This window comes from Azospira sp. I09, assembly GCF_009177135.1.
GTDB classification, from domain to species: Bacteria; Pseudomonadota; Gammaproteobacteria; order Burkholderiales; family Rhodocyclaceae; genus Azospira; species Azospira oryzae.
Map to the genome: position 1 here is coordinate 45,727 of NZ_AP021844.1, position 25,774 is coordinate 71,500.

The following is a 25,774-nucleotide window of genomic DNA, read 5'->3' on the forward strand; positions in this document are numbered from 1 at the left end:
GACAAAGGGGCAAGGAGCGGCGTTCATGGAACTGGCAGACCTGCACATCTTTCGCACCGTGGTGGCGGAAGGCGGCATCACCCGGGCGGCGGTGCGCCTCAACCGGGTGCAGTCCAACGTCACCACCCGGGTGCGCCAGCTGGAGGCGGACCTGGGGGTGGAACTGTTCGTGCGCGAAGGGCGGCGCCTCAACCTCTCCGCCGCCGGCCGCCAGTTGCTGGCCTATGCGGAGCGCCTGCTGGACCTGGCCGAGGAGGCCCGCCATGCGGTGCAGGACGCCACGCCCCGGGGCCGCCTGCGCCTGGGCTCCATGGAGAGCACGGCGGCGGTGCGCCTGCCCGGGCCCCTGGCCGGCTTCCACCGGGCCTATCCGGAAGTGCGTCTGGAACTGAGCACCGGCGACACCCGCCGCCTGGTGGCCCAGGTCCTGGCCGGCGAACTGGATGCCTGCCTGGTGGCCGAGCCGGTGGACGATCCACGGCTGGAGAAGCGGGCCCTGTTCGAGGAAGAGCTGGTGATCGTCACCGAGGCCGGTCACGGCCCGGTGCACTCGGCCCGGGACCTGGCGGCCAGCACCATCATCACCTTTGCCCCCGGCTGCGCCTACCGCAAGCGCCTGGAAGACTGGTTGGCCCGGGACGGCATCCTGGCGGAACGGGTGGTGGAGGTTTCCTCCTACCACGCCATCCTCGGCTGCCTGGTGGCCGGCATGGGGGTGGCCCTGCTGCCCCGGGCGGTGCTGGAGAACTATCCCGGCGCCGACCTGCTGGCGGCCCATCCCCTGCCCGGGCGCAGCAGTCTGGTGAACACGGTGGCCCTGTGGCGGCGCGGCGCCGCCATCCCCGCCGTCAGCGCCCTGGTGGAGCAGCTGGCCGGCAGCGTTGATCAAAGTCTGGAACAGGCCGCCTGAGGCGGCCGGGAGTCGGAAATGAGCGGTTTTGAAAACTTTCAGAGCGATGCCAACGAGCTGGAGACGGAAATCGTCCGCCGCGGCATCGTCCTCGGCATCGACTGGAACAACGAGACCCAGGTGCGCCTGCTGGCCCGGGAGGCCCTGGACCATGCCCGGGATGCCAGCCGGGCGGCAGCTGCCTGCTGCAACCACCAGGAACAGGCCAAGGCCGAGCTGTTCGCCTTTGCCGCCCTGATGTTGCGCACCATGCAGGAAAGCGCCGAAGAGGGCGTGCTGACCCACGGCGGGCCGGCCTGGAAGGCCTTCGCCCGGGCCCTCTGGGCCGAGTCGGGCCAGGGCAACCGGGCGGGCGGCCAGCCGCCGGCCTGAGGCAGTTGCCGCCCTAGGTGCGGAAGCGCTGCACCAGGGCGTCGAGGCGGCTGGCGATCTGCTCCACCGCCTCCGCCGTTTCCACCGTGTTCTTCATGGCGGCGCTGGTTTCCTCCACCATCTGGGCGACCTGCTCCACCCGCTGGGCAATGCTGGTGCTGGCGCTGCTCTGTTCCATGGTGGCCTCGGCCACGTCGCGCACCCGGTGCAGGGTCAGTTCCGACCCTTCGCGGATCTGGCGCAGGGACTGGGCCGCCTCCTCGGCCAGGGCGACGCCGCTCTCCACCTGGGGCAGGGCCGCCCCCATGGCCTGCACCACCATGTCCGTGTCGGTCTGGATGTGGCTGATCATCTGTTCGATCTCCACCGTGGCCTTGGCCGTCCGTTCCGCCAGCTGCCGCACTTCGTCGGCCACCACGGCGAAGCCCCGGCCCTGTTCCCCGGCCCGGGCCGCCTCGATGGCGGCGTTGAGGGCCAGCAGGTTGGTCTGGGCGGCGATGGCGCTGATCACCGAAGCGATGCCGGAGACTTCCCGGGTCTGGGTTTCCAGGTCCCGGATGCGGCCCGAGGCGTCGCTGACGGTGCCGGCGATGGCCTTGATGGCGCCGCTCGCATTGGCCACCCGGGTTTCCCCCTCGGCCGCCAGCTGGGCCGATTCGCTGGAATTGCGTTCCGTATCCCGACTGTTGTCGGAAATGTGATTGATGCTCACGGTCAGCTCCTCGATGGCGGCGGCCATGGCGGACGTGGCGTCGGACTGCTGTTCCCCGGCCAGGGATACTTCCCGGGCGGCGGTGCTGATGCGCTCGGCGTTGTGGGTCAGCTGGCTCGAATTGCTGCCGATCTCCTTCACCACCTGGCGCAGGGAGGCCACCATGTGGCTGAAGGAAGCCAGCATGGACCCGGCCGGCGCCGTCTCGACCCGGACCGTCAGGTCGCCGTCGGCCGCCTGGCGCATGAGGTCGATGGCCACACCCGGTTCCCCCCCCACCTGCTGCAGCACGCTGCGGCCCACCAGGTAGGTGCCGGCGGCGACCAGGGCGAGCAGCACCAGCGCCATCAGGGAATCCTCGAGGGTCCGCTGGCGCACTTCGGCCTGCACGTCGTCCAGGTAGATGCCGCTGCCGACCACCCAGCCCCAGGGGGCGAACAGCTTCACGTACTGCAGCTTGTCCACCGCCTTCTCCGCCGGCTGGCCGGGGTGGGGGAAGAGGGTCTCGACAAAGGCGCCGTCCGGCTGCTTGATGGCGCCGTCGATGATGATGCGCAGGGTCGGCCGGCCCTTGACGTCCCGGACCTCGCCAGTGACGTCCTTGCCTTCCCATTCGGGGCGGATCGGGTGCATCACCGTCACCCCTTCCGGGGTCCAGATGTGGAAATACTCGGAGCGCCCGTCGGCGCCGCCGTAGCGGGCCATGCGCACGCTTTCGGCGGCGGCCTTCTGGGCCTCGCTGCGGCTCATCTTGCCGGCCTTCTCCAGGGCCTGGTAGCCGGCGATGATGTTGTAGGCCGCTTCCACGGCGGCCCTGACGGTCTGTTGGTGGCCCTCGTGGAGGTCCCGGCTGACGCCCAGGGCTCCGAGGATGGTGATGGTGCCCATGCCGAATACCGCCAGGGCAATCAGGATGAACATCCGGCTCTTCAGGCGCAGATTGGCAAACACGATGGTAGTCTCCTCCGGTGGGACTGCAGGACGGCGTCCCCGTGGCGGGGATCTTGTCGATGCGGTGGAGGATGCCAGCGGAAAAGGCGCGTGCCAGCTCGGGTAACGCCCCGGTTAGGCCCTAGGTGATACCCCAGTTCCCCTGCTATTCATCTTTGGCAAAACTGCACGAACTTGTCGCAGGAGCGTTGCGGATGAGATGAGGGCATCGTTGCCATCCCGGTCGGATGACGCCTGTTTCCGGCAGGGCCGGAGCGGCCTGCCGTCGCCCTGATGCCGTTGCCGTAAAATTCCGAGCGCACCCCCCTTGCTGGAGCCCATGCCATGACCGATTCCGTTGCCCCCCCGTCTTCCTCGCCAGCCTGCGATCCGGAAGGGCTGTTGCGCATGCTCAACGGCGACCGGGACAGCGTGCGGGATCTGGTGCAGACCTTCCTTGACAACTTCCCCCAGCTGCTGGGCGAGCTGGACCAGGCCCTGGCCGAGTCGGCCGAGTCCGGTATGTCGGAGCCGTTGCACCGCACGGTGCATCGCATCAAGGGGGTTTGCGCCATTTTCGCCACCGGGCGCATCGTGGCGCGGGCGCGGGAGATCGAGGCCCTGCTGCTGGCCGGGGCGGTGCCGGCCGGGGTGGATGAAAGCGCCCTGTGGCGGGAGGAATTGCAGCAGGTGGCGGCGGAAATGACCGCCTTCAACCGCACCCTGGCAGCCGGGGACGACTGAGGGGCGGCCGCGCTTTCAGGAGACCATGCCGTGCTGCATCGCATAGCGGGTCATGCCCGCCACATCCCGCACGCCGAGGCGCTCCATCAGTTGGGCCCGGTGGAATTCCACGGTCTTGGGGCTGATGCTCAGTTCCCGGGCGATTTCCTTGGTGGTGCGGCCCAGGGCTACCAGCCGCAGGATCTGCTCCTGGCGCGGCGTCAGCTGAGGCGGCGGCAGCATTTCGCGGCGGTCCGTGCGCATGGCGTCCAGCAGTTGCTGCTGGATCTTCGGCGACAGGTAGCAGCTGCCGTCCATCACCTTGTCCAGGGCCAGCTGCAGCTCGGCGAGGACGAAATCCTTGAGCAGGTAGCCGTGGCACCCCGCTTCCAGGGCCGCCTCCACCACCTCGCGGCGGTCGATGCCGGAGAGCACCATCAGCTTGGTTTCCGGCGATACCGTGCGGATCTGGCGCATGGCCTCGATGCCCGACAGGTTCGGCATGTCGATGTCCAGTACCGCCACGTCGGGTTTCAGGGCCTGGGTCCGTTCCAGGGCTTCCAGGCCGTCGGCGCATTCGGCCACCACCACGTATTCGGGCAGGGTCTGGATCAGGGAGCGGATGCCGGCACGCACCAGCAGTTGGTCGTCGGCGAGCAGCAGGCGGATGGCAGGCGTTGTGTCCGTCATAGGGGCTGGCAATCGGATGGGGGCCGTTGGAGGGATGGGAACCTGATGGCCAAGTGTAGCATCCTGTCAGGTGCCCGGCATGTTCCCACAGGCCGCGGCAGCCCGGCAGGAAGTTATGCACAATCGGCCCGGGGGGCCGGTTCCATAATGGGCGCATCTGCCATCGCCAACGTAGCCAGGAAGGTCGCGCCGTGCAACTGAATCTGATCGTCATCGACGATTCCGAAATCAACCTGACCCTGTTCCGCGTCCTCGCCGAACGGATCGAGGGGGTGCGGGTCCACGGCTTCCTTTCCTCCAGCGAGGCCCTGGCCTGGTGCGAACAGGGGCAGGCGGACGTGGTGGTGGTCGATTACATGATGCCGGCGCCGGACGGCCTGGAGTTCATCCGTCACTTCCGCCAGCTGCCAGGCATGGCCGAGGTGCCGCTGATCATGGTCACCGCCAACAACCTGCGGGACGTGCGCAACCGGGCCCTGGAGCAGGGCGCCTCCGATTTTCTCAACAAGCCGGTGGACAAGGACGAGTTCCTCGCCCGGGTACGCAACATGTGTGCCCTGCGCCGCAGCCAGCGGCAGCTGGCGGACCGGGCGGCCTGGCTGGCCGAGGAGGTGGCCAAGGCCACCGCCGGCCTTCTGGAGCGGGAGCGGGAGACCATCGTCTGCCTGGCCAAGGCCGCCGAATACCGGGACCCGGAGACGGGCGCCCACATCCTGCGCATGGCCCACTATTCGGTGCTCATCGGCCGCCAGCTGGGGCTGGCGCCGGCGGAGCTGGAGATGCTGCTGGAAGCAGCGCCCATGCACGACGTGGGCAAGGTGGGGACGCCGGACCTGATCCTGCTCAAGCCCGGGCGCCTGACCCCGGCCGAATTCATGATCATGCAGCAGCATGCCGAGCAGGGTTACGAGATACTGCGCCAAGCCCGTTCCCCGGTCCTGGCCGTGGCGGCGGAAATCGCCCGGGCCCATCACGAGAAGTGGGACGGCAGCGGCTATCCCCAGGGCCTCAAGGGCGAGGCCATTCCGCTCCTGGGGCGCATCGTGGCGGTGGCGGACGTCTTCGACGCCCTGACGTCGCCCCGTCCCTACAAGCAGGCCTGGCCCCTGGCCCAGGCCCGGGAATACCTGGAGCAGAATGCCGGCAGACATTTCGACCCCCGCTGCGTCGAAGCCTTCCTGGCGGCGTGGGATGAAATGCTGGTAATCCGGGAGCGCTTCCAGGACCAGTAGCATCGAGAGAAGACAAGAAAAGAACAGAGGAGGAATCAGTCATGCGCGTTCTTCAGATCCACCTTCCCGTGGCCCGGGAGCCGGCCCACATCCTGGCCGCCCTGGCGCCCCTGCAGGCCATCGAGCCCCAGCTGCTGCTGGTGTTCTTTGCCGCCGAACGTCTGGCCGATGGCGCTTTCACCGCTCTCCTGGCCGAGGCCTTTCCCGGTGCCCTGCGCATCGGTTGCAGCACTGCTGGCGAGATCGTCGGCGAGGAAGTGTGCGAAGGCAGCATCGTCGTCACCGCTGTCCATTTCGACGCCACCACGGTGCGGGAAGTGACCACGGAGCTGGCCTGCATGGCCGATTCCGGTGCCGCCGGCGAGCGCCTAGCGGCCCAGTTGCCGGGAGAGGGGCTGCGGGCGGTGCTGGTCTTTGCCCAGGGCGTGGCCATCAACGGCAGCGCCCTGGTGGCCGGCATGAGCCGCCAACTGCCGCCCGGCGTGGCCGTCAGCGGCGGCCTGGCCGGCGATGGTGGCGCCTTTTCCCGCACCTGGGTGCTGTCCTCCCAGGGCGTGGCCGAGCACCGGGTGGTGGCGGTGGGGCTCTACGGCCAGGCCCTGCGGGTGGGCCACGGCTCCTTCGGCGGCTGGGAGCCCTTCGGCCCGGCGCGCAAGGTCACCCGCTGCGAGAACAACGTGCTCTACGAACTGGACGGGGAGCCGGCCCTCGACATCTACAAGCGCTACCTGGGCGAATACGCCCGGGACCTGCCGGCCTCGGGCCTGCTCTTCCCCTTTTCCATGGCCGACAAGGACCGCTCCAGCGTCGGCCTGATCCGCACCATCCTGGGGGTGGATGAAGCCTCCGGCAGCCTCATCCTGGCCGGCGAAATCGATCCGGACGGCTACCTCAAGCTCATGCACGCCAATCCCAATGCCCTGGTGGACGGGGCCCAGCGGGCGGCGGAAATGGCCCGGGCCATGGTGCCCGGGGAGGCCCTGGCGATCCTGGTCAGCTGCGTCGGACGCAAATTGGTGCTGGGCGGCCGGGTGGACGAGGAGGTGGAAGCGGTGGCCGATGTCTTCGGCCGCAACTGCACCCTCACCGGCTTCTATTCCTACGGCGAGATCAGCCCCTTCAATGCGGCCCCCGGCGCCGTTGGCCCCGATTCCTGCCGCCTGCACAACCAGACCATGACCATCACCCTGCTGACCGAGGTCTGAGGGCCATGCACCGCCTGCTGCTGCGCCAGTTGAAAGGCTCCCTCGGGGTGGCGGGCGAGGCGGAGCTGCAACCCCTGTGCGACAAGCTGCTGCACCTGGCGGCCCGGGAGGACATCGCGCCGGATGTGGCGGTGGCCCTGGCGGGCCTGCCCGCCTTCCTGCGCCGGGTGGGGGAGGCCTATGCCCAGGCGGAGCGGGACCAGGCCCTGCGCACCCGCAGCCTGGAACTGTCGTCGGAGGATCTGAACCGGGCCTATGCCCGCCAGGAGCAGGAGCTGGTGGCACGGGAGCAATCCATCGCCTCCCTGCGGGAAACCGCCAACCGCCTCCTCGGCCAGATGGGCCTGCCGGCCCTGAGCCCGGAGGATGCCAGCCTGGAATCCCTCTCCCAGCTGATGGACACCCTGGTGCGGGAGCGGGAGTCGAGCCGCATCCGCCTGCACCAGGCCCATTCCAGCCTGGAGCAGCAGAAGTTCGCCCTGGACCAGCACGCCATCGTCAGCGTCACCGACGTGGAAGGCTTTATCATCGAGGCCAACGACCGCTTCTGCGAAATCAGCGGCTATTCCCGGGAGGAGCTGGTGGGGCGCAACCACCGGGTGGTCAAGTCCGGCATCCATCCCCCCGCCTTCTACCAGGAGATGTGGGACACCATCGTCCATGGCCGGGTGTGGCAGGGCGAGGTCTGCAACCGCAGCAAGGACGGCCGCCTGTACTGGGTCAGCGCCACCGTGGTGCCCTTCTTCGACGACCTGGGCGTGCCCTACCAGTACATCGCCATCCGCACCGACATCACGGCGCGCAAACTGGCCGAGGCGCGTCTGGACGAGCAACTGCACTTTTCCCGCCAGGTGCTCGATACCCTGCCGGTTCCCCTCTATTTCAAGGATACCCAGGGCCGTTACCAGGGCTTCAACAGGGCCTTCGCCGATTTCTTCGGCATCGAGCCAAGCCTCTGGATCGGCCGCCACGTGCGGGACCTGCTGCCGCCGGAACTGGCCGAGCAGCACGTGGCCCGGGATGAGGAGGTGTTTGCCCGGGGCGGGCGGTAGAGCTACGAAATCGAGCTCATCACCCCTGCCGGTGCCCGCTACGACACCCTCTACAACAAGGCGGCCCTGACCCGGCCGGACGGCAGCGTGCGCGGCCTGGTGGGCACCATCATGGATATCTCCGAGCGCAAGCGCTGGGAGGCGGAAATCCTGCGGGCGAAGGAGGCGGCCGAGAATGCCAACCGGGCCAAGAGCGACTTCCTGGCCAACATGAGCCACGAAATCCGCACCCCCATGAACGGGGTCATCGGCATGACCGAGCTGGCCCTGGATACGGAGCTGACCGAGGAACAGCGGGACTATCTGGAAGCGGTACAGATGTCCGCCAACGCCCTGCTGTCGATCATCGACGACATCCTGGACTTCTCCAAGATCGAGGCCGGGCGGCTGGATGTGGAACAGATTCCCTTCGACCTGGAGAAGGTCTGCGCCGATGCCCTGCGCACGGTGGCGGTGCGGGCCGACCAGAAGGGCCTGGAACTGCTGGCCCGGCGCGGTCCCGGGGTGCCGCGGCGATTGCTCGGCGATCCGGGGCGCCTGCGCCAGATCCTGCTCAATCTGCTGGGCAACGCCATCAAGTTCACTGAGCGGGGCGAGATCGAGGTGGCGGTGGAACTGGCTGAACCCGGGGCGGCGGGGCAGGTACTGCACTTTTGCGTCAGCGACACGGGCATCGGCATTGCCCCGGAAAAGCAGGAGCACATCTTCGAGGCCTTCGCCCAGGAAGACAGTTCCACCACCCGGCGCTTCGGCGGCACGGGCCTGGGGCTGACCATCTGCAGCCGCCTGTGCGAACTGATGGGGGGGCGCATCTGGGTGGACAGCGTGCCCGGCCAGGGCAGCGCCTTTCATTTCACCCTGCAGCTGCCGACGGACGGGGCGGCCGCGCCAGAACCGGAACGCCGCCTGTCCGGCAAGCCGGCCCTGCTGCTGGTGGTGGCCAATGCCCGCCAGCGTTGTCGCCTGCAGGGGCTGCTGGCGTCCTGGGGGGCGACGGTGGTGGCTGCGGCCAGCGGTGCCGAAGGGCTGGCCTTGCTGGAACAGGGGCAGTGGGACGGCGTGGTGGCCGATTCCCGTCCGGCCGACGGCGACGCTGGGGACCTGCTCGGGCACCTGGCCCGGAGTCCCGGCCGGGTGCCGCTGCTGATGCTGCTCAGCCCCAGCCGCATGCGCCAGGAGATCGCCCGTTGCAAGGCTTTGGGCGTGGGACATTACCTCGGCAAGCCGGCCCTGGCCGACGAGCTGTGGCGCAGCCTGCAGGCATTGCTGGAGCCCGCCGTGGCCGGGGTCCCCGCCACGGTGGCGGAGGCTGCCGGCACGCCGCCGGCAGGCCTGGAGGTGTTGCTGGCGGAAGACCACCCGGTCAACCAGCAGCTCATGCGCAACATGCTGGAACGCATGGGCCACCGGGTGACCCTGGCCCGCCACGGCGGGGAGGCGGTGGCGGCAGCGGCCCGCCGGCGCTTCGACCTGGTGCTGATGGACATGCAGATGCCGGAGATGGGGGGCGAACAGGCGACCCGCCTGATCCGGGCCGACGAACAGGCCAGGGGCCTGACGCCTCTGCGCATCTACGCCCTGTCGGCGGCGGCGCGGCGGGAGGACCGGCAACGGGGGCTGGCGGCCGGCATGGACGGCTACCTGCTGAAGCCCCTGCAGCAGAAGGACCTGCAGGAAGTGCTGGCGGGTCTGGCCCGGCCCGGGCAGGAAGAGGGGGGCTTCGACTACGGCAGGATGCTGGAAGGGGCCGACAGGGACGTGCTGCAGATCATCGGCGACGTCTTTCCCGGATTGGCGCGGCTGGAAATGGCCGCGATGGAGGAGGCTCTGGCCGCGGCTGACTGGGAGCGCCTGGGGCGGGTGGCCCATTCCCTGCGCGGTGCGGCGGCCAATTTTGGCCCTTCGCCGCTGGTGCAGCAGGCGGCCGAGGTGGAGCGCCTGGCGCCTCATCAAGCGGTGCAGCCGGCCCATCTGGCCGAACTGCGGCTGGCGCTGGAGGCGTTGCTGCAGGGCTTGCAGCAGTTCGACCGCTAGGGGCGGCGCTGCTGCCGCGGGAGTTGGAGCGGCGGAAGCCTACTGGGCCATGCCCAGAGCCTGCAACAGGCCTTCCCGGTTGATGGGCTTGATCAGCAGGTCGTCGAAACCCGCTTCCATGATCTGGTTCTTCTCGCTGGCAAAGGCGTGGGCGGTGTAGGCGATGATGTGCAGGCCCCGGGTCCTTTCCTCCTCCCGCAGGCGCTGGCAGACCTCGATGCCGGTCATGCCGGGCATGCTCACGTCGAGCAGCACATGATCCACCTCCGGCGTCCGGGCCAGGCATTCCAGGGCCGCCTCGCCGGAGTCCGCTTCCAGCACCTCGATCCCCAGCTTGCTGAGGATGGCGCGGGGCAACATGCGATTGACCTTGTGGTCGTCTACCACCAGCACTTTCATCATTCCTCCTTCTCGCCGATGGGCAGCGTGAAGTAGAACTCGCTGCCCCGGCCCGGTTCGGATTGTAGCGTCAGGCGTCCGCCCATCAGTTCCACCAGCTGGCGCGACAGGGCCAGGCCCAGGCCGCTGCCGCCCTGGCGCCGGGTGGCGAAGCTTTCGCCCTGGCGGAACTTGTCGAAGATCGTCTCCTGATCCGCCGGGGCGATGCCGGGGCCGCTGTCGCGCACGGCAAAGCGGATGCGCTTGCCATCCCTGCGCACGCTCACGTCCACTGTACCCCGATCGGTGAATTTCACCCCATTGTGCACCAGATTGTTGAGCACCTGGGTCAGGCGCAGGTGGTCGCACAGCAGCTGCCGGGGCACGTCCCGGTCGATTTCCAGGTTCAGGGCCAGGCCCTTGCCGTCGGCCTGGGGCTGGTGGGCCTGCACCACCCGCTGCAACAGGGGCTGGAGCGGCTCCAGGGTCGGCGCCAGTTCGAAGCGACCGGCTTCGATCTTGGCCAGGTCGAGGATGGAATTGACCAGTTCCAGCAGGTGGCTGCCGCTGCTGTGGATGGTGCCGGCGTATTCCCGCAGATCCTGGTCGTCGGTGCTTTCCTGCAGCAGTTCGGCATAGCCGATGATGCCGTTGAGGGGCGTGCGCAGTTCGTGGGACATGGAGGCGAGGAACTCGGACTTGAGCCGGTTGGCCTCTTCCGCCTTGGCCCGGCTCTGTTCCAGGCGCGCCAGCAGCAGGCCGATGCCCCAGGAAAAGGCCAGCACGATGAGGGTGACGAGGCCGCCGAAGGCCAGGTAGCTCCAGGCCCGGTGCCGGGTTTCGGCCAGGGCCTCGTTGCGGTCGCTGCCGACGATCACCATCAGGGGATAGTCGAAAAGGACCCGGTAGGCGAAGAAGCGGTCGATCTTGTCAATGCTGCTGGTGAGTTCCAGGGTGCCGCTGGCCTCCTTGCTGGCTGCCGTCAGGATGGGGCTGTTGGCCAGGCTCTGGCCCACCTGTTCATCCTTGCCCGACTTGCGGGCGCGGACGATGCCGTCCAGCCCCAGCAGGGTGATGACGCTGTGGGGGCCCAGGTTAACGTCGGCATAGAGCTGGGTGAAGTAGAGGGGGTCCAGGGAGACCACCACGACGCCGCCGAAACTGCCGTCCGGCTTGTTGATGCGGCGGGTCAGCTGCAGCGACCATTTGCCCGAGGCCCGCCCCAGCACCGGCTTGCTGACGAAGAGCTGGCCCGTGTCGCGGGCGATGTGCACGCGGAAGTGCTCCCGGTCCGAGAGGTCCAGCACCTTGTGGTTGGGCAGGTTGGAGAGGATGTACTGGCCGTGCTCGTCGATGATGCCCAGCTGGTTGAAGAGGTTGGAGAAGATCATCCCGTCCCGCACGTAGGCGGCGATGTCCACCTTCTCCGGATGCCGCTCGTACTGGTACTTGAGGAACATCACCGCCTGATCCACGCTCTTCAGGGTGCGCAGGGTGTGCTCTTCCAGGGCCCGGGCCAGGTTCAGGTTGTCCTGGTTGATGGAGGCGATTTCCAGGCTTTCCTCGTTGTGGATCTTGAAGGTGATGGCGCACCAGTTGAGCACCAGCAGGGCCAGGGCGAAGGTCCACACCAGGCGTCGCCCCTGGGCCGAGGCGGAGTGGGGATTGCTGGCGGGTGGGCGGGACAGGTCGGGCATCGGTGTCAGCTTCAAGGGATGACGTGGGTATCCGGATAACGGATTCCAGTATATTGAAACGGACAAAATACGGTCCCGGGTGAAACCCTAGGTCGGCCCCCTGGGAATCTCCCTGAAAAAGGGCATTTCTCCTCGTGCCGCCAGCCCTTACGTGGTCTACAATGCCGCCAGCCCTCACTCACCGATAGCCATGCAGCGTGTCAGCATCAACCGGCTCCAGCCCGGCCTCTTCATCTCCCTGTCCCATGTGGGCTGGGTGCGCCATCCCTTTTTGCTCAACGAATTCCGCATCTCCAGCGAGAAGCAGATCCAGGTCCTGAAGGAAATGGGCCTGGAGGACGTACCCTGGGATCCCCAGCGCAGCACCACCGTGCCCCTGCCCGAAGTGGCCCGCAGCGCCGCGCCGGAAGAGGTGGATTTCGGTGCGGCGGCCCTGGCCGGCATGCTCGACGAGAAGAAGCTGCGCATGGAGCGGGTGCGGCGCCAGCGGGAACGCCTGGCCCGGCGCGAGCGGGAATACGATCAGGAAATCAGCGCCGCCTCGGAAATCCTCAAGACCCTCGGCCCCCAGCCGGCGGAGGCCCACGCCGAAGCCCAGAAGCTGGCCAGCCGCATCGTCGATGGCCTGATGGGCTCGGAGAGCGTGGTCATCCAGCTGATGAGCCAGAAGGTGCGGGAGGCCGGCCTGGCCTTCCACTCCATCAACGTCATGGTGCTGTCCCTGCTGCTGGGCAAGGCGGCGGAGCTGTCGGCGGAGGAGATGAAATACCTGGGGGTGGGCGCCCTGCTGCACGACGCCGGCAAGACCGAGATTCCGCCCCGCATCCTGCGCGCCACCACCCGCACCCCGCCGGAAGAGGAATACTACCGGGCCCACGTGGGCTACGGCATCAAGGCCGTGGCCGGGGCCAAGGGCATGGCCGTGCCGGCCCGCAACATCATCGCCTGCCACCATGAGCGCTGGGACGGCAACGGTTTCCCCAACCGCCTGGCCGGCGACAAGATTCCCCGCCTGGCCCGCATCGCTGCCCTGGCCAATCGCTACGACAACCTGTGCAACCCCTTCGACATCCAGAGCGCCAAAACGCCGGCGGAGGCCCTGGGCCATCTCTTCAAGAAGGAAAGCGGGGCCTTCGATCCGGATCTGCTGCAGCGCTTCGTTAAGGTGCTGGGGGTCTATCCCCCCGGCACCTTCGTCACCCTCTCCAACGGTGCCGTGGGCCTGGTGGTGGAAAGCAATCCCAACCGCCTGCTGCAACCCCTGGTGATGCTCTACGACGCCGATATTCCCCGTCACGAGGCCCTCATGCTCGACCTCAAGGAAGCCGAGTTGAACGTGGAGAGCACCCTCAACCCGGCCAACATGCCCCTGGAAGTGGTGGAGTATCTGGCGCCCCGGGGCCGCATCGACTACTACGTCGAAGGGGCGCCGTAAGGTATTTGCCCGTAGGCATTCGGTGGCGGCTGTGCTAGTCTGGAATTGTGTCGTGGCTGGCGGCACCCACGATGGCAGTTGGCAGTCGCCGTGTTTCAAGGAGACCCTATGACCGTTGCAGATAGGCATGTCTTTTGAGATTACCGGGTAACACCAACGACGGCGAAAAGCCGTATTCCCGAGCCTGAAGGGCCAGGGAGGCAGCAACGGAAAGCCCATGCGATGCTTGCATGGGCTTTTTCTTTGGCGCTCGCAAAGACGGCTAGCTTGGCCCGGTGCGGCGCGTAGAATTGGGCGGTGATCTTCCCTTGCGGAGTACTGCCATGAGCCACAAGCACGCCAATCTGCTGCGCAGTATTTTCCAGGACCCCTTGAGCGCCAACATCCACTGGCGTGAGGTCGAATCCCTGCTGCATCATCTGGGGGCCGCCGTCGAGCCGACCCACGGCGCCCGCTACCGGGTGGTGCTGAACAAGGTGGAAGGCTTCTTCCACCATCCCCACAACAGCTCCACCTGCTCCAAGACCGACATCAAGCAGCTGCGGGAATTCCTGGGGCACGCCGGCGTTTCTCTTTCCGCCTACGAAAAGGGGCCGGACTGAGACGCAGGGCCCGGTCGCGCCGTGCGGCGCCACGGGACGCTGTTCCGTATCCGTCAAAAAAAAGCCCCTCCGGCGCATGCGGGAGGGGCTGAAGAAGCCGGCGGGGGGCCGGCCTCGGGGGTTGTGAGCCTTACTGGCCGGCCTTGGCCACCGGCGCGGCGGCCTTGTCGTTGCCGGAGTTCTTCAGGGATTCGGCCTTGAAGTCGTCCTTCCAGCCGCCGCCTAGGGCCTTGAACAGGTCCACGGCGGAGCTCAGGCGGGCCTGGCGGGTGCTGACGTAGTCCAGCAGGGCGTCGTTGGCGCTGCGCTGGGCGTCAAGCACTTCGAGGAAGGCGGAATAGCCTGCCTCGTAGCGCAGCTGGGCCAGTTCCAGGGTCTTCTGGGTGGCCTGCACCCGCTTCTCCTGGGCCCTTTCCCCTTCGCCGTTTTCCCGCAGTCCCACCAGGGCGTCGTTCACTTCCTTGAAGGCGGTCTGCACCGTCTTCTGGTAGCTGATCAGGGCCTGTTTCTGCTTGGCCGTGGCCTGGTCGATCCGGGCTGCGTTACGGCCGAAATCGAAGATGGGCATGGTGGCGGCCAGGCCCAGGGACCAGGCGCCGGCGGCGGAGGTGAACAGGTTGGTGAGGGCGGCGCTCTCGCTGCCCAGGCTGCCGGTGAGGGACAGGCTGGGGTAGAGGGCGGCCTTGGCGACGCCGATCTTGGCGTTGGCCGCCACCAGGGTTTCCTCGGCCTGGCGGATGTCCGGACGGGCTTCCAGCAGGGAGGAGGGCAGGCCGGCCGGGGGCACCGGCGGCAGGGGCAGCTGGCGCAGGTCGCCGGCGGCGATCTTCAGGTCGGGCTTGCCGGTGAGTAGGGCCAGCTGGGTCTCGGCCACGGCCCGCTGCCGGCGCAGACTGGCGGCCTGGGCCTGGGCGGTGGCCAGGGTGCTTTCGGCCTGGTGCAGGTCCAGGGGTGAGGCGCTGCCGGCTTCCTGCTTGCTCTTGACGATGTCCAGGGCCTTTTCCCGGGTAGTTACGGTGTCCCGGGTCAGGGCCAGGTCGGCATCGGCGGCGCGCAGGGTGAGGTAGGCATTGGTCACCAGGGAGGCGACGGACAATTCCACTGTGTCCCGGGCGTAGCGGCTGGAGAGCAGCTGGGCCCGGGCGGCCTCGTTGGCGCGGCGCAGCTTGCCCCACACGTCGATCTCGAAGGAGGTGCTGAGGCTGGCCTTGCGGCTGTCCCGCAGACGCTGGGTATTGGCCGCCGGCAGGGGATCGGTCTTCATGCTGATCTCGTTGCGGCCGCCGCTGGCGTTGGCATCAATCTGGGGGAAGAAGGCGGCGCCCGCTTCCCGGGCCACACCTTCGGCCTCTTCCACCTGGGCCACGGCCAGCAGCAGGTCGTGGTTGTGCTCCTGGGCCTGGCGCACCAGGTCGTTCAGGGTGGCGTCCTGGAACAGCTTCCACCATTCCTTTTCCACCGGCGCCTGGGCCGCCGGGGCGGCTTCGGCGGTGGCCACGTAGGCTTCCGGCAGGGTGGCTTCGGGGCGCTTGTAGTCGGGGCCCACGGCGCAGCCGGCGAGGGCCAGCAGGGTCAGGGTGGCGACCAGGCCCTGGCTCAGGGCGAAGGGGGCGTGGGATGCAGGGCGGCTCATTGGCCTTCCTCCTTGTTATCGTGCGCAACGTGGTGGTAGGAGCCTTCCGGCAGGTTGGCACGGCGGCCCGACAGCCAGGTGAAGAACATGGGAATGAAGATGGTGGCGATGAAGGTGGCGGCCAGCATGCCCCCGAACACGCCCGTGCCCATGGACTTGCGCGCCGCGGCGCCGGCCCCGGTGGCCTTGACCAGGGGGAAGACGCCGAGGATGAAGGCCAGGGAGGTCATGACGATGGGGCGGAAGCGCAGGCGGGCACCTTCCAGGGCCGCCTCCAGCACGCCGAGGCCTTCCGCCCGCTTCTGGGCGGCGAACTCGACGATCAGGATGGCGTTCTTCGCCGCCAGGCCGATCAGCACCACCAGGCCGATCTGGAAGTAGATGTCGTTGGGCATGCCGCGGATCATCACCGCCGCCAGGGCGCCGAAGAGGGCGAAGGGCACGGCCAGGATCACCGCCAGGGGCAGGGACCACTTCTCGTACTGGGCCGCCAGGATCAGGAACACCATGATGATGCCGAAGCCGAAGGCAACGGCGGAAGTGGTGCCGGTGCGCTTTTCCTGGAAGGCCTGGCCGGTCCATTCCAGCTCGTAACCGGCGGGCAGGGTTTCCTTGGCCACTTCCTCGACGATCTTGATGGCGTCGCCGGTACTGACCTTGGGCACGGAGCTGCCCATGACCTTGGCGGAGAGGAAGCCGTTGAAGCGCTCCAGCTGTTCCGGGCCGACCACGGACTTGACCTTGATCAGGGCCGAGACGGGCACCATGGAACCGCTGCTGCTCTTCACGTACACCCGGCCCAGGTCTTCCGGCTTGGAGCGGAACTGGCCGTCGGCCTGGAGCTGCACCCGGTAGGTGCGGCCGTTGAGGTTGAAGTCATTGACGTAGAGGGTGCCCATGGTGGCCTGCAGCGTCTGGTACACGTCGCTGACGGCGATGCCCATGGAGATGGCCTTGGCTTCGTTGACCTCGACGCTCAGCTGGGGCGAGGTGGGGCGGAAGAAGGTGTTGATGCCCACCAGTTCCTGGCGCTTCTTCAGGCCTTCCATGAACTGCTGCACGACACCGGAAAGCTTCTGGGGATCGGCGTCGCCGCGGGCCTGGATGTAGGCTTCGAAGCCGCCGGCGTTGCCCAGGCCGCGGATGGCGGGCGGGTTGAACACCAGGCCGAGGCCGTCCGGCAGCATCATGCCCATGCCCATGAACTTCTTGGCCAGGTCGTCGGCGCCGGCCTTGCGTTCGTCCCAGTCCTTCAGCGGGATGAAGACGGTGCCGGCATTGGGCTTCATGCCGCCGCCGATGATGTCGTTGCCGGCGATGACGAAGACCCGGTCCACCGCCTCGTCCTGCTTGATCATGGTCTGGAACTGTTCGCCGGTGGCGCGGGTGCGCTGCAGGCTGGCGCCGTCGGGCAGCATCAGGGCGCTGATCAGGTAGCCCTGGTCTTCTGCCGGCACGAAACCGCCCGGCACGATGCGGAACATGAGGATGGAACCGCCGAGGATGATGACGCAGGCCACGGTGCCGATGATGCGGTGGTGCAGGGTCTTGTTCACCGTGTCGGTGTAGGACTTGGTGAAGCGCTCGAAGAGGCGGTTGAAGGGACGGAAGATGACCGGCTCTTCATGCTTGGGCTGCAGCAGCAGGGCGCACAGGGCCGGCGTCAGGGTCAGGGCGACGATGCCGGAGAGGGTGACGGAGATGGCCACGGTGACGGCGAACTGCTTGTACAGCATGCCGGCGATGCCGCCGAGGAAGGCGACCGGGATGAACACCGCGCACAGCACCAGGACGATGGCCACCACGGCGCTGGAAACTTCGCGCATGGCTTCGATGGCCGCTTCCTTGGGCGCCATCTTCTCTTCCCACATCAGGCGCTCGACGTTCTCCAGCACCACGATGGCATCGTCCACCACGATACCGATGGCCAGCACCATGGCGAACAGGGTCAGGGTGTTGATGGAGAAGCCGAACAGCCACAGGCCGGCGAAGGTGCCAATCAGGGAGACGGGCACGGCCACCAGGGGAATCACCGTGGCGCGCCAGTTCTGCAGGAAGACGAAGACGACGATGGCCACCAGGATCAGGGCTTCCACCAGGGTGTGCACCACTTCGGTGATGGAGGCCTGGACGAACTTGGTGGTGTCGAAGGGCACCACGTAATCCACGTCGCTGGGGAACTTCTGCTTCAGTTCGTCCATGCGCAGCTTGACCTTCTTGGCCACGTCCAGGGCGTTGGCGCCGGACTGCAGGAAGATGCCGACGCCGACCACGGGCTTGCCCAGCAGGGCGGTGGAAGCATCGTAGTTCTGCGCGCCCAGCTCGACCCGGGCCACGTCCTTCAGGTACAGGGCGCCCTTGGGGCCGTCGGCGCGGATGACGATGTTGCCGAACTGCTCCGGCGTCGTCAGGCGACCCTTGGCGGTCACCGTGTAGACCAGCTGCTGGCCGTTGGGGGCCGGCTCCTGGCCGATCTTGCCGGCGGCGTTCTGCTTGTTCTGGGCGGCGATGGCGTTGGAGATTTCTGTCGTCGTCACCCCCAGCTGGGCCATGCGGTCGGGCCGCAGCCACAGCCGCATGGAGTAGTCCATGGCACCGAAGATCTGGGCGTCGCCGACGCCGGGAATGCGCTTCAGGTCGTCCAGGATATTGACCAGGGCGTAGTTGGACAGGTACAGGGGCGTGCGGGTGCCTTCCGGCGAGGTGATGGCAGCCACCATCAGGATGTCGTTGGAACGCTTCTGCACGGTCACGCCGTACTGGCGCACCACGTCCGGCAGGCGCGGCTCGGCGATCTTGACCCGGTTGTTCACGTTCACCGTGGCCATGTCCACATCGGTGCCGACCTCGAAGGTGGCGGTGATGGAGAGGGAGCCGTTGGCGGAGGCCGTGGAGTTGAAATACATCAGGTTTTCAACGCCGGAGAGCTGCTCCTCGATGGGGGCGGCGACGGTCTTGGCCAGGGTTTCGGCGGAGGCGCCGGGGTAGGAGGCGGAAATGATCACCGTCGGCGGCGCGATTTCCGGGTACTGGGAAATGGGCAGCACCCGGGATGCCATGATCCCGGCGATGACGATGACGATGGAGATGACCGATGCGAAGATCGGCCGATTGATGAAAAAGCGTGACATGTTGGGTTCGAATCCCTTTCTGGCTCAGCTTATTGCTTGCCTTGGGCAGCAGGCTGGGCGGGCGTCTTGGCGGCATCACCCTCGGCGCCCTTGGCAGGCGCGGCGGCGGGGGCGGCATCGGCCGGCTTGGCGGCGGCAGGCTGGCCCTGGGCCGGGGTGCCCGGAGCGGCGCCAGGGGCGCCGGGTGCAGCCTGGGGACCGTGGGGCGCCACGGGCGCACCGGGGCGGGCCTTCATCAGGTTGTCCACGATCACCTTGTCGCCGGCCTTGAGGCCGCCGGTGATGACCCAGTCCTTGCCGCGCCATTCGGCGGTCTGCACCGGGCGCGGGGCGACCTTGCTTTCGGCGTCCACCACCATCACCAGGCGGGCCTGTTCGGTCTGCATGACGGCAGCCTGGGGCACCAGGAAGACGCCTTCCCGGTTGCCGGTGAGCAGGCGCACACGCACGAACTGGCCGGGCAGCAGCTTGCCGTCGCTGTTGTCGAATTCGGCGCGCAGCTGCTGGGTGCCCAGGGTGGTGTCGATGGTGGAGGCGAGGAAGTTGATCTTGCCCGGCTTGTCATAGACGCTGCCGTCGGGAAGGATCAGCTCGACGCCGCTGACCATCTCGGCCTTCAGCTGGCCGCCGGGCAGGTTGGCGGTGTCGGACTCGGAGAGGCCGAAGCGCACCCACATCGGATTGGCCTGGTACACGGAGGTGAGCAGGCTGGCGTCGGAGGTGTTGATGAGGTTGCCTTCGGACTTCACGGCCCGGCCGGAGGTGCCGGAAACGGGGGCGGTGACGGTGGTCCAGGACAGGTTCAGCTGGGCTTGGCGCAGGGCGGCCTGGGCGATGGCGTTGTTGGAGGCCGCATCGTCGTATTCCTTCTGGCTCACGGCCTGGCGGGCCAGCAGGCCCTTCAGGCGGCCTTCTTCCCGGGCCGTCTGCTCGGCCTTGGCCTTGGCTTCGGCCAGGGCGATCTCGTAGGGCGCCCGGTCGATCTGGAACAGGGGCTGGCCGGCCTTCACCAGGGCACCTTCCTGGTACAGGCGCTTCATCAGGATGCCGCCCACCCGGGCGCGCACTTCCGTTTCCTTGGCACCTTCGGTCTGGGCCATCAGCTCCAGGGAGGCCGGCAGGTTCTGGGGCTGCATTTCCAGCACGGTCACCGGCAGGGCCTGGGGGGCGCCGCCCTGGGGGGCTGCGTTTTCACCGGAACAGGCAGCCAGGCCGAGGGCCAGCACCAGGGCGGCGGCAGCCGGCCGCAGGCGGAGGAGGGGGGCGGGGAATTGTTGGGTGGACGACATGAGTGGAGCTCCGGACTTTGAATTATGCTGATGATTATATACAATCAAGGTTGTATGTAAATCGACCTATTTGTAACGTTGTGTATCAAACGGCCCGGCAAACACTTGGTGTGCAGCCAGGGCCAATGGTTCGCGGAGCGGCGCCAGGCGCCGTTCCAGAGGAAGGAAGCATGGTCAGGAAAACCAAGGCCGAGGCGGAACAGACCCGGCGCGAAATCATCGATGCGGCCCGTTGCGTATTCCACGAATGTGGCGTCAGCCGTACGTCCCTGGAAAAGATCGCCCGGGTGGCCGGAGTAACCCGGGGCGCCGTCTATTGGCATTTCGAGAACAAGGCGGAACTGTTCTTCGCCATGCGGGAAGATTCCCTGGCGGTGCTGGACGAGGTGGATGCCTACCTGGATTCGCCGGATCTCCCGAATCCCCTCGACGGCATCGAGCAGAGCCTGCTGGCGTTTTTCCGCATCATCGACGGACGTTCGGAAGTCCGTCAGGTTTTCGAGATTATGACCCTGCGCTGCGAGTATGTGGATGAATTTGCGCAGGTGCTGCAGGAAGTCAACAAACCCTGCATGGACTTCCTCGCCAAGCTCATCCGCTCCTACCAGCGTGCTGCCGACAAGGGCTACCTGCGTCCCGGCCTGGACCCGGAGGGGGTCGCCTACGACACCCTGTCCTTCACTGCCGGCCTTTTCAACAACTGGCTTTCCAGCCAGCCCGGCGACCTGCTGCGCCTCAAGGTGCCGGACATGATCCGCCAGCACCTGCTGCTGCGGCGCCCCTGATGCCCGCCCTGCAGACCCTGCTGCTGTTCGTCGCCACCGCCGTGGCGGAAATCGTCGGTTGCTACCTGCCCTGGCTGTGGCTGAAAAAAGGGGGCTCGGTCTGGCTGCTGCTGCCGGCGGCCTTCAGCCTGGGCCTGTTCGCCTGGCTGCTGACCCTCCATCCCCAGGCCGCCGGCCGCACCTACGCGGCCTACGGCGGCGTCTACATCGGCGTGGCCCTGCTCTGGCTGTGGCTGGTGGACGGCATCCGCCCCACCCTATGGGACGGAGTCGGCGCCACGGTGGCCCTGGCCGGCATGGCCATCATCATGTTCGCCCCCCGCTCTGCCTGATCTTTATGTAAAACGATACGACCTCAGCGGCGGGTCAGTCGTTTTTCATGTTAGCTGTTTGATTGGGTGGTTATCTTGGACGCCTGGATGCTTGTCCGCCATGGCCATTGCCCTTCTGAAGTTAGTCAATAAATCACTCGCGCCTTTTCCGGCAGGGAAAATGTTGATGCTTTTAGATTACTAGTTCGGCCATTTTCCTTTGCTTAAGTAATCAAGGAACCATCTACTTTCGTAGATGCCAGAGAGTGCTTATTCGCCCAGCAGCAGGAAGGGGTTGATGCCGATGCGCTGGTAGCCTTCCTCGCTCACCAGGATGTCCAGGGCCAGGGTGGCCATGTCGTCGGCGATGGGGTCCAGGCCGGGGGCCTTCTCGGCCAGCAGCAGCTTCAGATAGTTGCGGCAGGTGTCGCAGGCTTCGGCCCGGGCGCCGTCTTCCCGCTCGTCGAGGGCGCGGTAGCTGACTTCCTTGCCTTCGCCGCAGGCGACACAGGTGGCGCGGACGTGGTGCCAGGCGGTGTGGCAGAGGCCGCAGTGCAGGTAGCGCAGGCCGCCGGATTCGTTGCCGACGTGGATGACGCCGGCCACCGGGGCGCTGCCGCAGACGGGGCAGCTGTGGGCGGTGGCGGGGGCGGCGACGCTGGCGGCGTCCAGGCCGGCGGCGTGGCGGGTCCAGGCCACTTGCAGGGCGGCCATGACGAAGGGGGCGAGGATCATGTCGTCCGCTTCCATGGTGCCGCCGACGATGCGCTCGGCCAGGGCGCTGAGGCTGGCGGCGTCGGCCTGCTGCAGGGCGGCCAGGGTGGGACGGGCCGGTTCGGGTACCTGGTCCTGGAGCAGGGCCAGCAGGGCCTGCAGGTCGCCCTGCCATTGCTGTTCCGGCGAGGCGCCGGGGGTCAGGCCGGGGGCGGCGTCGATGCGTTGTTGCTGGGCGTCGCTGAGGGTGGCGACGAAACCGAGCCAGTCGCCCAGGCTGTGGCCTTCGGCCAGCTGGCGCAGGCGGGCGGCCCGGGTCTTGAAGACGCTGGCGGCGGCGGGCAGGCGCACGGGGGAGGGGGACTGGCCGGGCACCAGGCCGGCGGCGGCCATGGCGGCGGCGGTGTCGTCGTGGGCGGAGAGGGTCATGTGGGTGGGTCTCTTCAGTGGGCGGTGAGGGCCGGATTGGGCCCGGGCTGGCGGGCCATCGGCGCAGGGTTGCAAGAATCGTGCACGGGATTGTGCCCGGAAGCGGCGCCGGGCGCGAATGGCGGGGCGGCGGAACGGCGCGGCGCCAGGGCCGTGGCGGGGTCCGGTACCGATGGCGACGGCCCATTTTCGGCCCCGCTGCGGGGGCGGGGTAGGGCCTTTCTGCTGCGCTGCAGCGGGACATTCTGTCCGGTCAGCGAGGGACAGAATGTCCCGTTTTTGCTTGCTGCAAAGCACAAAACCCTTGTGGCGAAGCGGTTTTGGCGGGTGGCACGGAAAGTGCGAAATGTTCCCCGAGCCGTGGGCGGCGACGGTCCGGCGGAAGGTCAGGCGACTTCTGCACGGGCGGCCCGGAGCACGGCAATTCCGCTTTCAAGGGAGGATTCATGCAAGTCACACGACGGCAGTTCTTCAAGGTTTCGGCGGCGGGTCTTTCCGCCTCCAGCCTGGTGGCCCTGGGCTTCTCGCCCGCCACCGCCCTGGCCGAGGTACGTCAGTACAAGCTGACCCGGGCCAAGGAAATCCGCAACACCTGTACCTACTGTTCGGTGGGCTGCGGCCTGCTCATGTACAGCCTGGGCGACGGCGCCAAGAACGCCAAGCAGGAGATCATCCACATCGAGGGCGACCCGGATCACCCCGTCAGCCGCGGCTCCCTGTGCCCCAAGGGCGCGGGCCTGCTGGACTTCATCCACAGCCCCAACCGCCTCAAGTACCCGGAAGTGCGGGAAGCGGGCAGCAAGGAATGGAAGCGCATCTCCTGGCACGAGGCGGTGGAACGCATCGCCAAGCACATGAAGGCCGACCGGGACGCCAACTTCGTCGCCAAGAACGCCGACGGCGTGACGGTGAACCGCTGGCTGTCCACCGCCATGCTGACCGCCTCCGCCTCCTCCAACGAAACCGGCATCCTGACCCAGAAGTTCATGCGCTCCCTGGGCATCGTCGGTACCGACGCCCAGGCCCGGGTCTGCCACGGCCCCACGGTGGCCGCCCTGGCCGCCACCTTCGGCCGCGGCGCCATGACCAACACCTGGGTGGACATCAAGAACGCCGACTTCATCCTGATCATGGGCGGCAACCCGGCCGAGGCCCACCCGGTGGGCTTCAAGTGGGCCATCGAGGCGAAGAAGAAGGGCGCCAAGCTGATCGTGGTGGACCCGCGCTTCAACCGCTCCGCCGCCGTCGCCGACGAATTCGTGCCGATCCGCGCCGGTTCCGACATCGCCTTCTTGGGCGGCATCATCAACTGGCTGGTGAGCAACGACAAGATCCAGTGGGACTACGTCAAGTCCTTCACCAACGCCAGCTTCATCGTCAATGAAGGCTTCACCTTCGACGAGGGCCTCTTCTCCGGCTACGACGAGGCCAAGGGCAAGTACGACCGGGGCTCCTGGAGCTACGAGCTGGATGCCAAGGGCCAGGCCAAGACCGACCCGACCCTGCAGCACCCGCGCTGCGTGTGGAACCTGATGAAGGCCCACTACGCCCGCTATACGCCGGAAGTGGTCTCCGACCTCACCGGCAGCCCCAAGGAAGGCTTCCTCTCCGTCTGCAAGCATCTGGGCGAGACCTGCGTGCCGACCAAGGTCGGCACCATCCTCTACGCCCTGGGCTGGACCCAGCACACCGTGGGCGCCCAGAACATCCGCACCATGGCCATGATCCAGCTGCTGCTGGGCAACATCGGCATGCCCGGCGGCGGCGTGAACGCCCTGCGCGGCCACTCCAACATCCAGGGCCTGTCCGATCTGGGCCTGCTGTCCACCAGCCTGCCCGGCTACCTGACCCTGCCCAGCGAGAAGGCCCATCCGACCTTCGCCGACTACCTGGAGAAGACCACGCCCAAGGCCCTGCAGCCGGGCCAGCTGAACTACTGGGGCAACACCCCCAAGTTCTTCGTCAGCCTGATGAAGTGGTTCTGGGGCGATAAGGCCACCAAGGAGAACAACTGGGGCTACGACTGGCTGCCCAAGTGGGACAAGATGTATGACGTGCTGCAGGTGATGGACCTGATGCACCAGGGCAAGATCAACGGCTTCATCGTGCAGGGCTTCAATCCCCTGACCTCCTTCCCCGATGCGAAGAAGACCGCCGCCGACTTCGCCAAGCTGAAGTACATGGTGGTCATCGACCCCATCGCCACCGAGACCTCCACCTTCTGGCAGAACCAGGGCGAGCTGAACGACGTGGACCCGGCCAGCATCCAGACCGAGGTGTTTCGTCTGCCCTCCACCTGCTTCGCGGAAGAGGACGGCGCCATCGTCAATTCCTCCCGCTGGCTGCAGTGGCACTGGAAGGGCGCCGACGCCCCGGGCGAGGCCAAGACCGACCAGGAGATCATCGCCGAGCTGTTCATGGCCCTGAAGAAGCTGTACCAGGAGCAGGGCGGTGCCGTGCCCGAGCCCATCCTCAACCTCTCCTGGCCCTACAAGAATCCCTACGATCCGACTCCGGAAGAGCTGGCCAAGGAACTCAACGGCCGCGCCCTGGCGGACATTCCCGATCCGAAGAACCCGGGCCAGTTCCTGGTGAAGAAGGGCGAGCAGATTCCCGGCTTCGCCGTGCTGCAGGACGACGGCTCCACCATGTCCGCCTGCTGGATCTTCGCCGGCTGCTGGACCCAGGCCGGCAACCAGATGGCCCGCCGCGACAACACCGACACGGGCCTGGGCAACACCCCGGGCTGGGCCTGGGCCTGGCCGGCCAACCGCCGCATCATCTACAACCGGGCCTCCTGCGACGCCGCCGGCAAGCCCTGGGACCCGAAGCGCAAGCTGATCGCCTGGAACGGCGAGAAGTGGGCCGGCGCCGACGTGCCCGACTTCAAGGTGGATGCGGCCCCGGATTCGGGCATGAACCCCTTCATCATGAATCCGGAAGGCGTGGGCCGCCTGTTCGCCACCGACAAGCTGGTGGACGGCCCCTTCCCCGAGCACTACGAACCCATGGAAAGCCCCCTCGGCACCAACCCCCTGCATCCCAAGGTGGTGACCAGCCCGGCGGTGCGCATTTTCAAGGCGGACAAGGAGCGCCTCGGCACCCACAAGGAATTCCCCTATGTGGGCACCACCTACCGCCTCACCGAGCACTTCCAGTTCTGGACCAAGAGCGTGCGCCTCAGCGCCATCGCCCAGCCGGAGCAGTTCGTCGAGGTGGGCGAGGCCCTGGCCGCCGAGAAGGGCATCAAGGCCGGGGACTGGGTCAAGGTCAGTTCCAAGCGCGGCTACATCAAGGCCAAGGCCGTGGTGACCAAGCGCATCAAGGCCCTGACGGTGAACAAGCAGACCGTGCATCAGGTCGGCATTCCCCTGCACTGGGGTTGGGAGACGGTGGCCAAGAAGGGCTTCCTCTCCAACACCCTGCCCCCCGCCGTGGGCGACTGCAACACGCAGACGCCGGAATACAAGGCCTTCCTTGTGAACATTGAAAAGGCTTGAGGAGCAAGAA

The 25,774-nt window shown here is 67.2% G+C and carries 20 protein-coding genes; 12 read left to right on the forward strand and 8 right to left on the reverse strand.

The features are described from left to right. The first annotated feature begins 25 nt into the window (after nt 1-25). Both AZSP09_RS00250 and AZSP09_RS00255 read left to right on the forward strand, forming a co-directional pair. Complete coding sequence (locus AZSP09_RS00250) at nt 26-910, forward strand: LysR family transcriptional regulator (RefSeq protein ID WP_152088816.1); 885 nt, start codon at nt 26-28, stop codon at nt 908-910. 18 nt (nt 911-928) lie between these two features. After that, nucleotides 929-1,282, forward strand: a complete 354-nt coding sequence (locus AZSP09_RS00255) for a hypothetical protein (RefSeq protein ID WP_130458086.1) — start codon at nt 929-931, stop codon at nt 1,280-1,282. A gap of 13 nt (nt 1,283-1,295) precedes the next feature. Here AZSP09_RS00255 and AZSP09_RS00260 read toward each other — a convergent pair whose 3' ends face one another. Then, nucleotides 1,296-2,945: a methyl-accepting chemotaxis protein gene (locus tag AZSP09_RS00260; protein WP_152088817.1), complete on the reverse strand. Its 1,650-nt coding sequence runs from the start codon at nt 2,943-2,945 to the stop codon at nt 1,296-1,298. A gap of 324 nt (nt 2,946-3,269) precedes the next feature. Here AZSP09_RS00260 and AZSP09_RS00265 point away from each other — a divergent pair, with 324 nt between their 5' ends. Further along, nucleotides 3,270-3,668, forward strand: coding sequence for an Hpt domain-containing protein (locus tag AZSP09_RS00265; RefSeq protein ID WP_152088818.1), 399 nt, complete (start codon nt 3,270-3,272; stop codon nt 3,666-3,668). Between the two features lie 15 nt (nt 3,669-3,683). Here the strand turns inward: AZSP09_RS00265 and AZSP09_RS00270 are convergent, their stop codons facing one another. Then, the gene (locus tag AZSP09_RS00270) at nt 3,684-4,337 is read right to left on the reverse strand and encodes a response regulator (protein WP_014236936.1); all 654 of its coding nucleotides are present in this window, start codon (nt 4,335-4,337) and stop codon (nt 3,684-3,686) included. 191 nt (nt 4,338-4,528) lie between these two features. Here AZSP09_RS00270 and AZSP09_RS00275 point away from each other — a divergent pair, with 191 nt between their 5' ends. From AZSP09_RS00275 to AZSP09_RS00290, 4 genes are all read left to right on the forward strand, one after another. Next, nucleotides 4,529-5,569, forward strand: a complete 1,041-nt coding sequence (locus tag AZSP09_RS00275; protein ID WP_152088819.1) for an HD domain-containing phosphohydrolase — start codon at nt 4,529-4,531, stop codon at nt 5,567-5,569. Between the two features lie 41 nt (nt 5,570-5,610). After that, entirely contained in the window at nt 5,611-6,774 is a 1,164-nt protein-coding gene (locus tag AZSP09_RS00280) for an FIST signal transduction protein (protein WP_152088820.1), read from the forward strand. 5 nt (nt 6,775-6,779) lie between these two features. Then, nucleotides 6,780-7,826: a PAS domain-containing protein gene (locus tag AZSP09_RS00285; RefSeq protein WP_152088821.1), complete on the forward strand. Its 1,047-nt coding sequence runs from the start codon at nt 6,780-6,782 to the stop codon at nt 7,824-7,826. Between the two features lie 87 nt (nt 7,827-7,913). After that, nucleotides 7,914-9,860: a hybrid sensor histidine kinase/response regulator gene (locus AZSP09_RS00290; protein WP_152088822.1), complete on the forward strand. Its 1,947-nt coding sequence runs from the start codon at nt 7,914-7,916 to the stop codon at nt 9,858-9,860. 39 nt (nt 9,861-9,899) lie between these two features. Here the strand turns inward: AZSP09_RS00290 and AZSP09_RS00295 are convergent, their stop codons facing one another. Together AZSP09_RS00295 and AZSP09_RS00300 are read right to left on the reverse strand one after the other, a co-directional pair. Further along, the gene (locus AZSP09_RS00295) at nt 9,900-10,262 is read right to left on the reverse strand and encodes a response regulator (protein ID WP_043798013.1); all 363 of its coding nucleotides are present in this window, start codon (nt 10,260-10,262) and stop codon (nt 9,900-9,902) included. Next, nucleotides 10,259-11,935: a cache domain-containing sensor histidine kinase gene (locus tag AZSP09_RS00300; RefSeq protein ID WP_152090798.1), complete on the reverse strand. Its 1,677-nt coding sequence runs from the start codon at nt 11,933-11,935 to the stop codon at nt 10,259-10,261. Before AZSP09_RS00300 ends, AZSP09_RS00295 begins: the two co-directional genes overlap by 4 nt. Nucleotides 11,936-12,125: 190 nt before the next feature. Here AZSP09_RS00300 and AZSP09_RS00305 point away from each other — a divergent pair, with 190 nt between their 5' ends. Continuing rightward, a complete protein-coding gene (locus tag AZSP09_RS00305) occupies nt 12,126-13,370 on the forward strand; it encodes an HD-GYP domain-containing protein (RefSeq protein WP_014236942.1) in 1,245 nt (414 codons plus the stop codon). Between the two features lie 323 nt (nt 13,371-13,693). Next, nucleotides 13,694-13,972 carry a type II toxin-antitoxin system HicA family toxin gene (locus tag AZSP09_RS00310; RefSeq protein WP_130458093.1) on the forward strand — a complete coding sequence of 93 codons (279 nt, stop codon included), beginning with the start codon at nt 13,694-13,696 and terminating at the stop codon, nt 13,970-13,972. A 130-nt stretch (nt 13,973-14,102) separates the two neighbouring features. Here AZSP09_RS00310 and AZSP09_RS00315 read toward each other — a convergent pair whose 3' ends face one another. The 3 genes from AZSP09_RS00315 to AZSP09_RS00325 are packed head-to-tail and all read right to left on the reverse strand — an operon-like array spanning nt 14,103 to nt 20,025. Next, the gene (locus AZSP09_RS00315; protein WP_152088823.1) at nt 14,103-15,605 is read right to left on the reverse strand and encodes an efflux transporter outer membrane subunit; all 1,503 of its coding nucleotides are present in this window, start codon (nt 15,603-15,605) and stop codon (nt 14,103-14,105) included. Next, nucleotides 15,602-18,736 (reverse strand): efflux RND transporter permease subunit, encoded by a 3,135-nt coding sequence (locus tag AZSP09_RS00320; RefSeq protein WP_152088824.1) that lies wholly within the window; start codon nt 18,734-18,736, stop codon nt 15,602-15,604. Before AZSP09_RS00320 ends, AZSP09_RS00315 begins: the two co-directional genes overlap by 4 nt. A gap of 29 nt (nt 18,737-18,765) precedes the next feature. Further along, the gene (locus AZSP09_RS00325) at nt 18,766-20,025 is read right to left on the reverse strand and encodes an efflux RND transporter periplasmic adaptor subunit (protein WP_130458095.1); all 1,260 of its coding nucleotides are present in this window, start codon (nt 20,023-20,025) and stop codon (nt 18,766-18,768) included. Nucleotides 20,026-20,195: 170 nt separating this feature from the next. On the opposite strand from AZSP09_RS00325, the gene AZSP09_RS00330 reads away from it, so the two are divergent. Both AZSP09_RS00330 and AZSP09_RS00335 read left to right on the forward strand, forming a co-directional pair. Next, complete coding sequence (locus AZSP09_RS00330) at nt 20,196-20,810, forward strand: TetR family transcriptional regulator (RefSeq protein WP_152088825.1); 615 nt, start codon at nt 20,196-20,198, stop codon at nt 20,808-20,810. After that, on the forward strand, nt 20,810-21,142 hold the full coding sequence (locus AZSP09_RS00335; RefSeq protein WP_197739032.1) for a YnfA family protein: 333 nt from the start codon (nt 20,810-20,812) through the stop codon (nt 21,140-21,142). The genes AZSP09_RS00330 and AZSP09_RS00335 overlap by 1 nt, the downstream gene beginning before the upstream one ends. A 249-nt stretch (nt 21,143-21,391) precedes the next feature. Here the strand turns inward: AZSP09_RS00335 and fdhE are convergent, their stop codons facing one another. Next, nucleotides 21,392-22,264, reverse strand: coding sequence for a formate dehydrogenase accessory protein FdhE (gene fdhE, locus AZSP09_RS00340; protein WP_152088826.1), 873 nt, complete (start codon nt 22,262-22,264; stop codon nt 21,392-21,394). 446 nt (nt 22,265-22,710) lie between these two features. On the opposite strand from fdhE, the gene fdnG reads away from it, so the two are divergent. Then, on the forward strand, nt 22,711-25,764 hold the full coding sequence (gene fdnG, locus AZSP09_RS00345) for a formate dehydrogenase-N subunit alpha (protein WP_152088827.1): 3,054 nt from the start codon (nt 22,711-22,713) through the stop codon (nt 25,762-25,764). Nucleotides 25,765-25,774 lie beyond the last annotated feature (10 nt).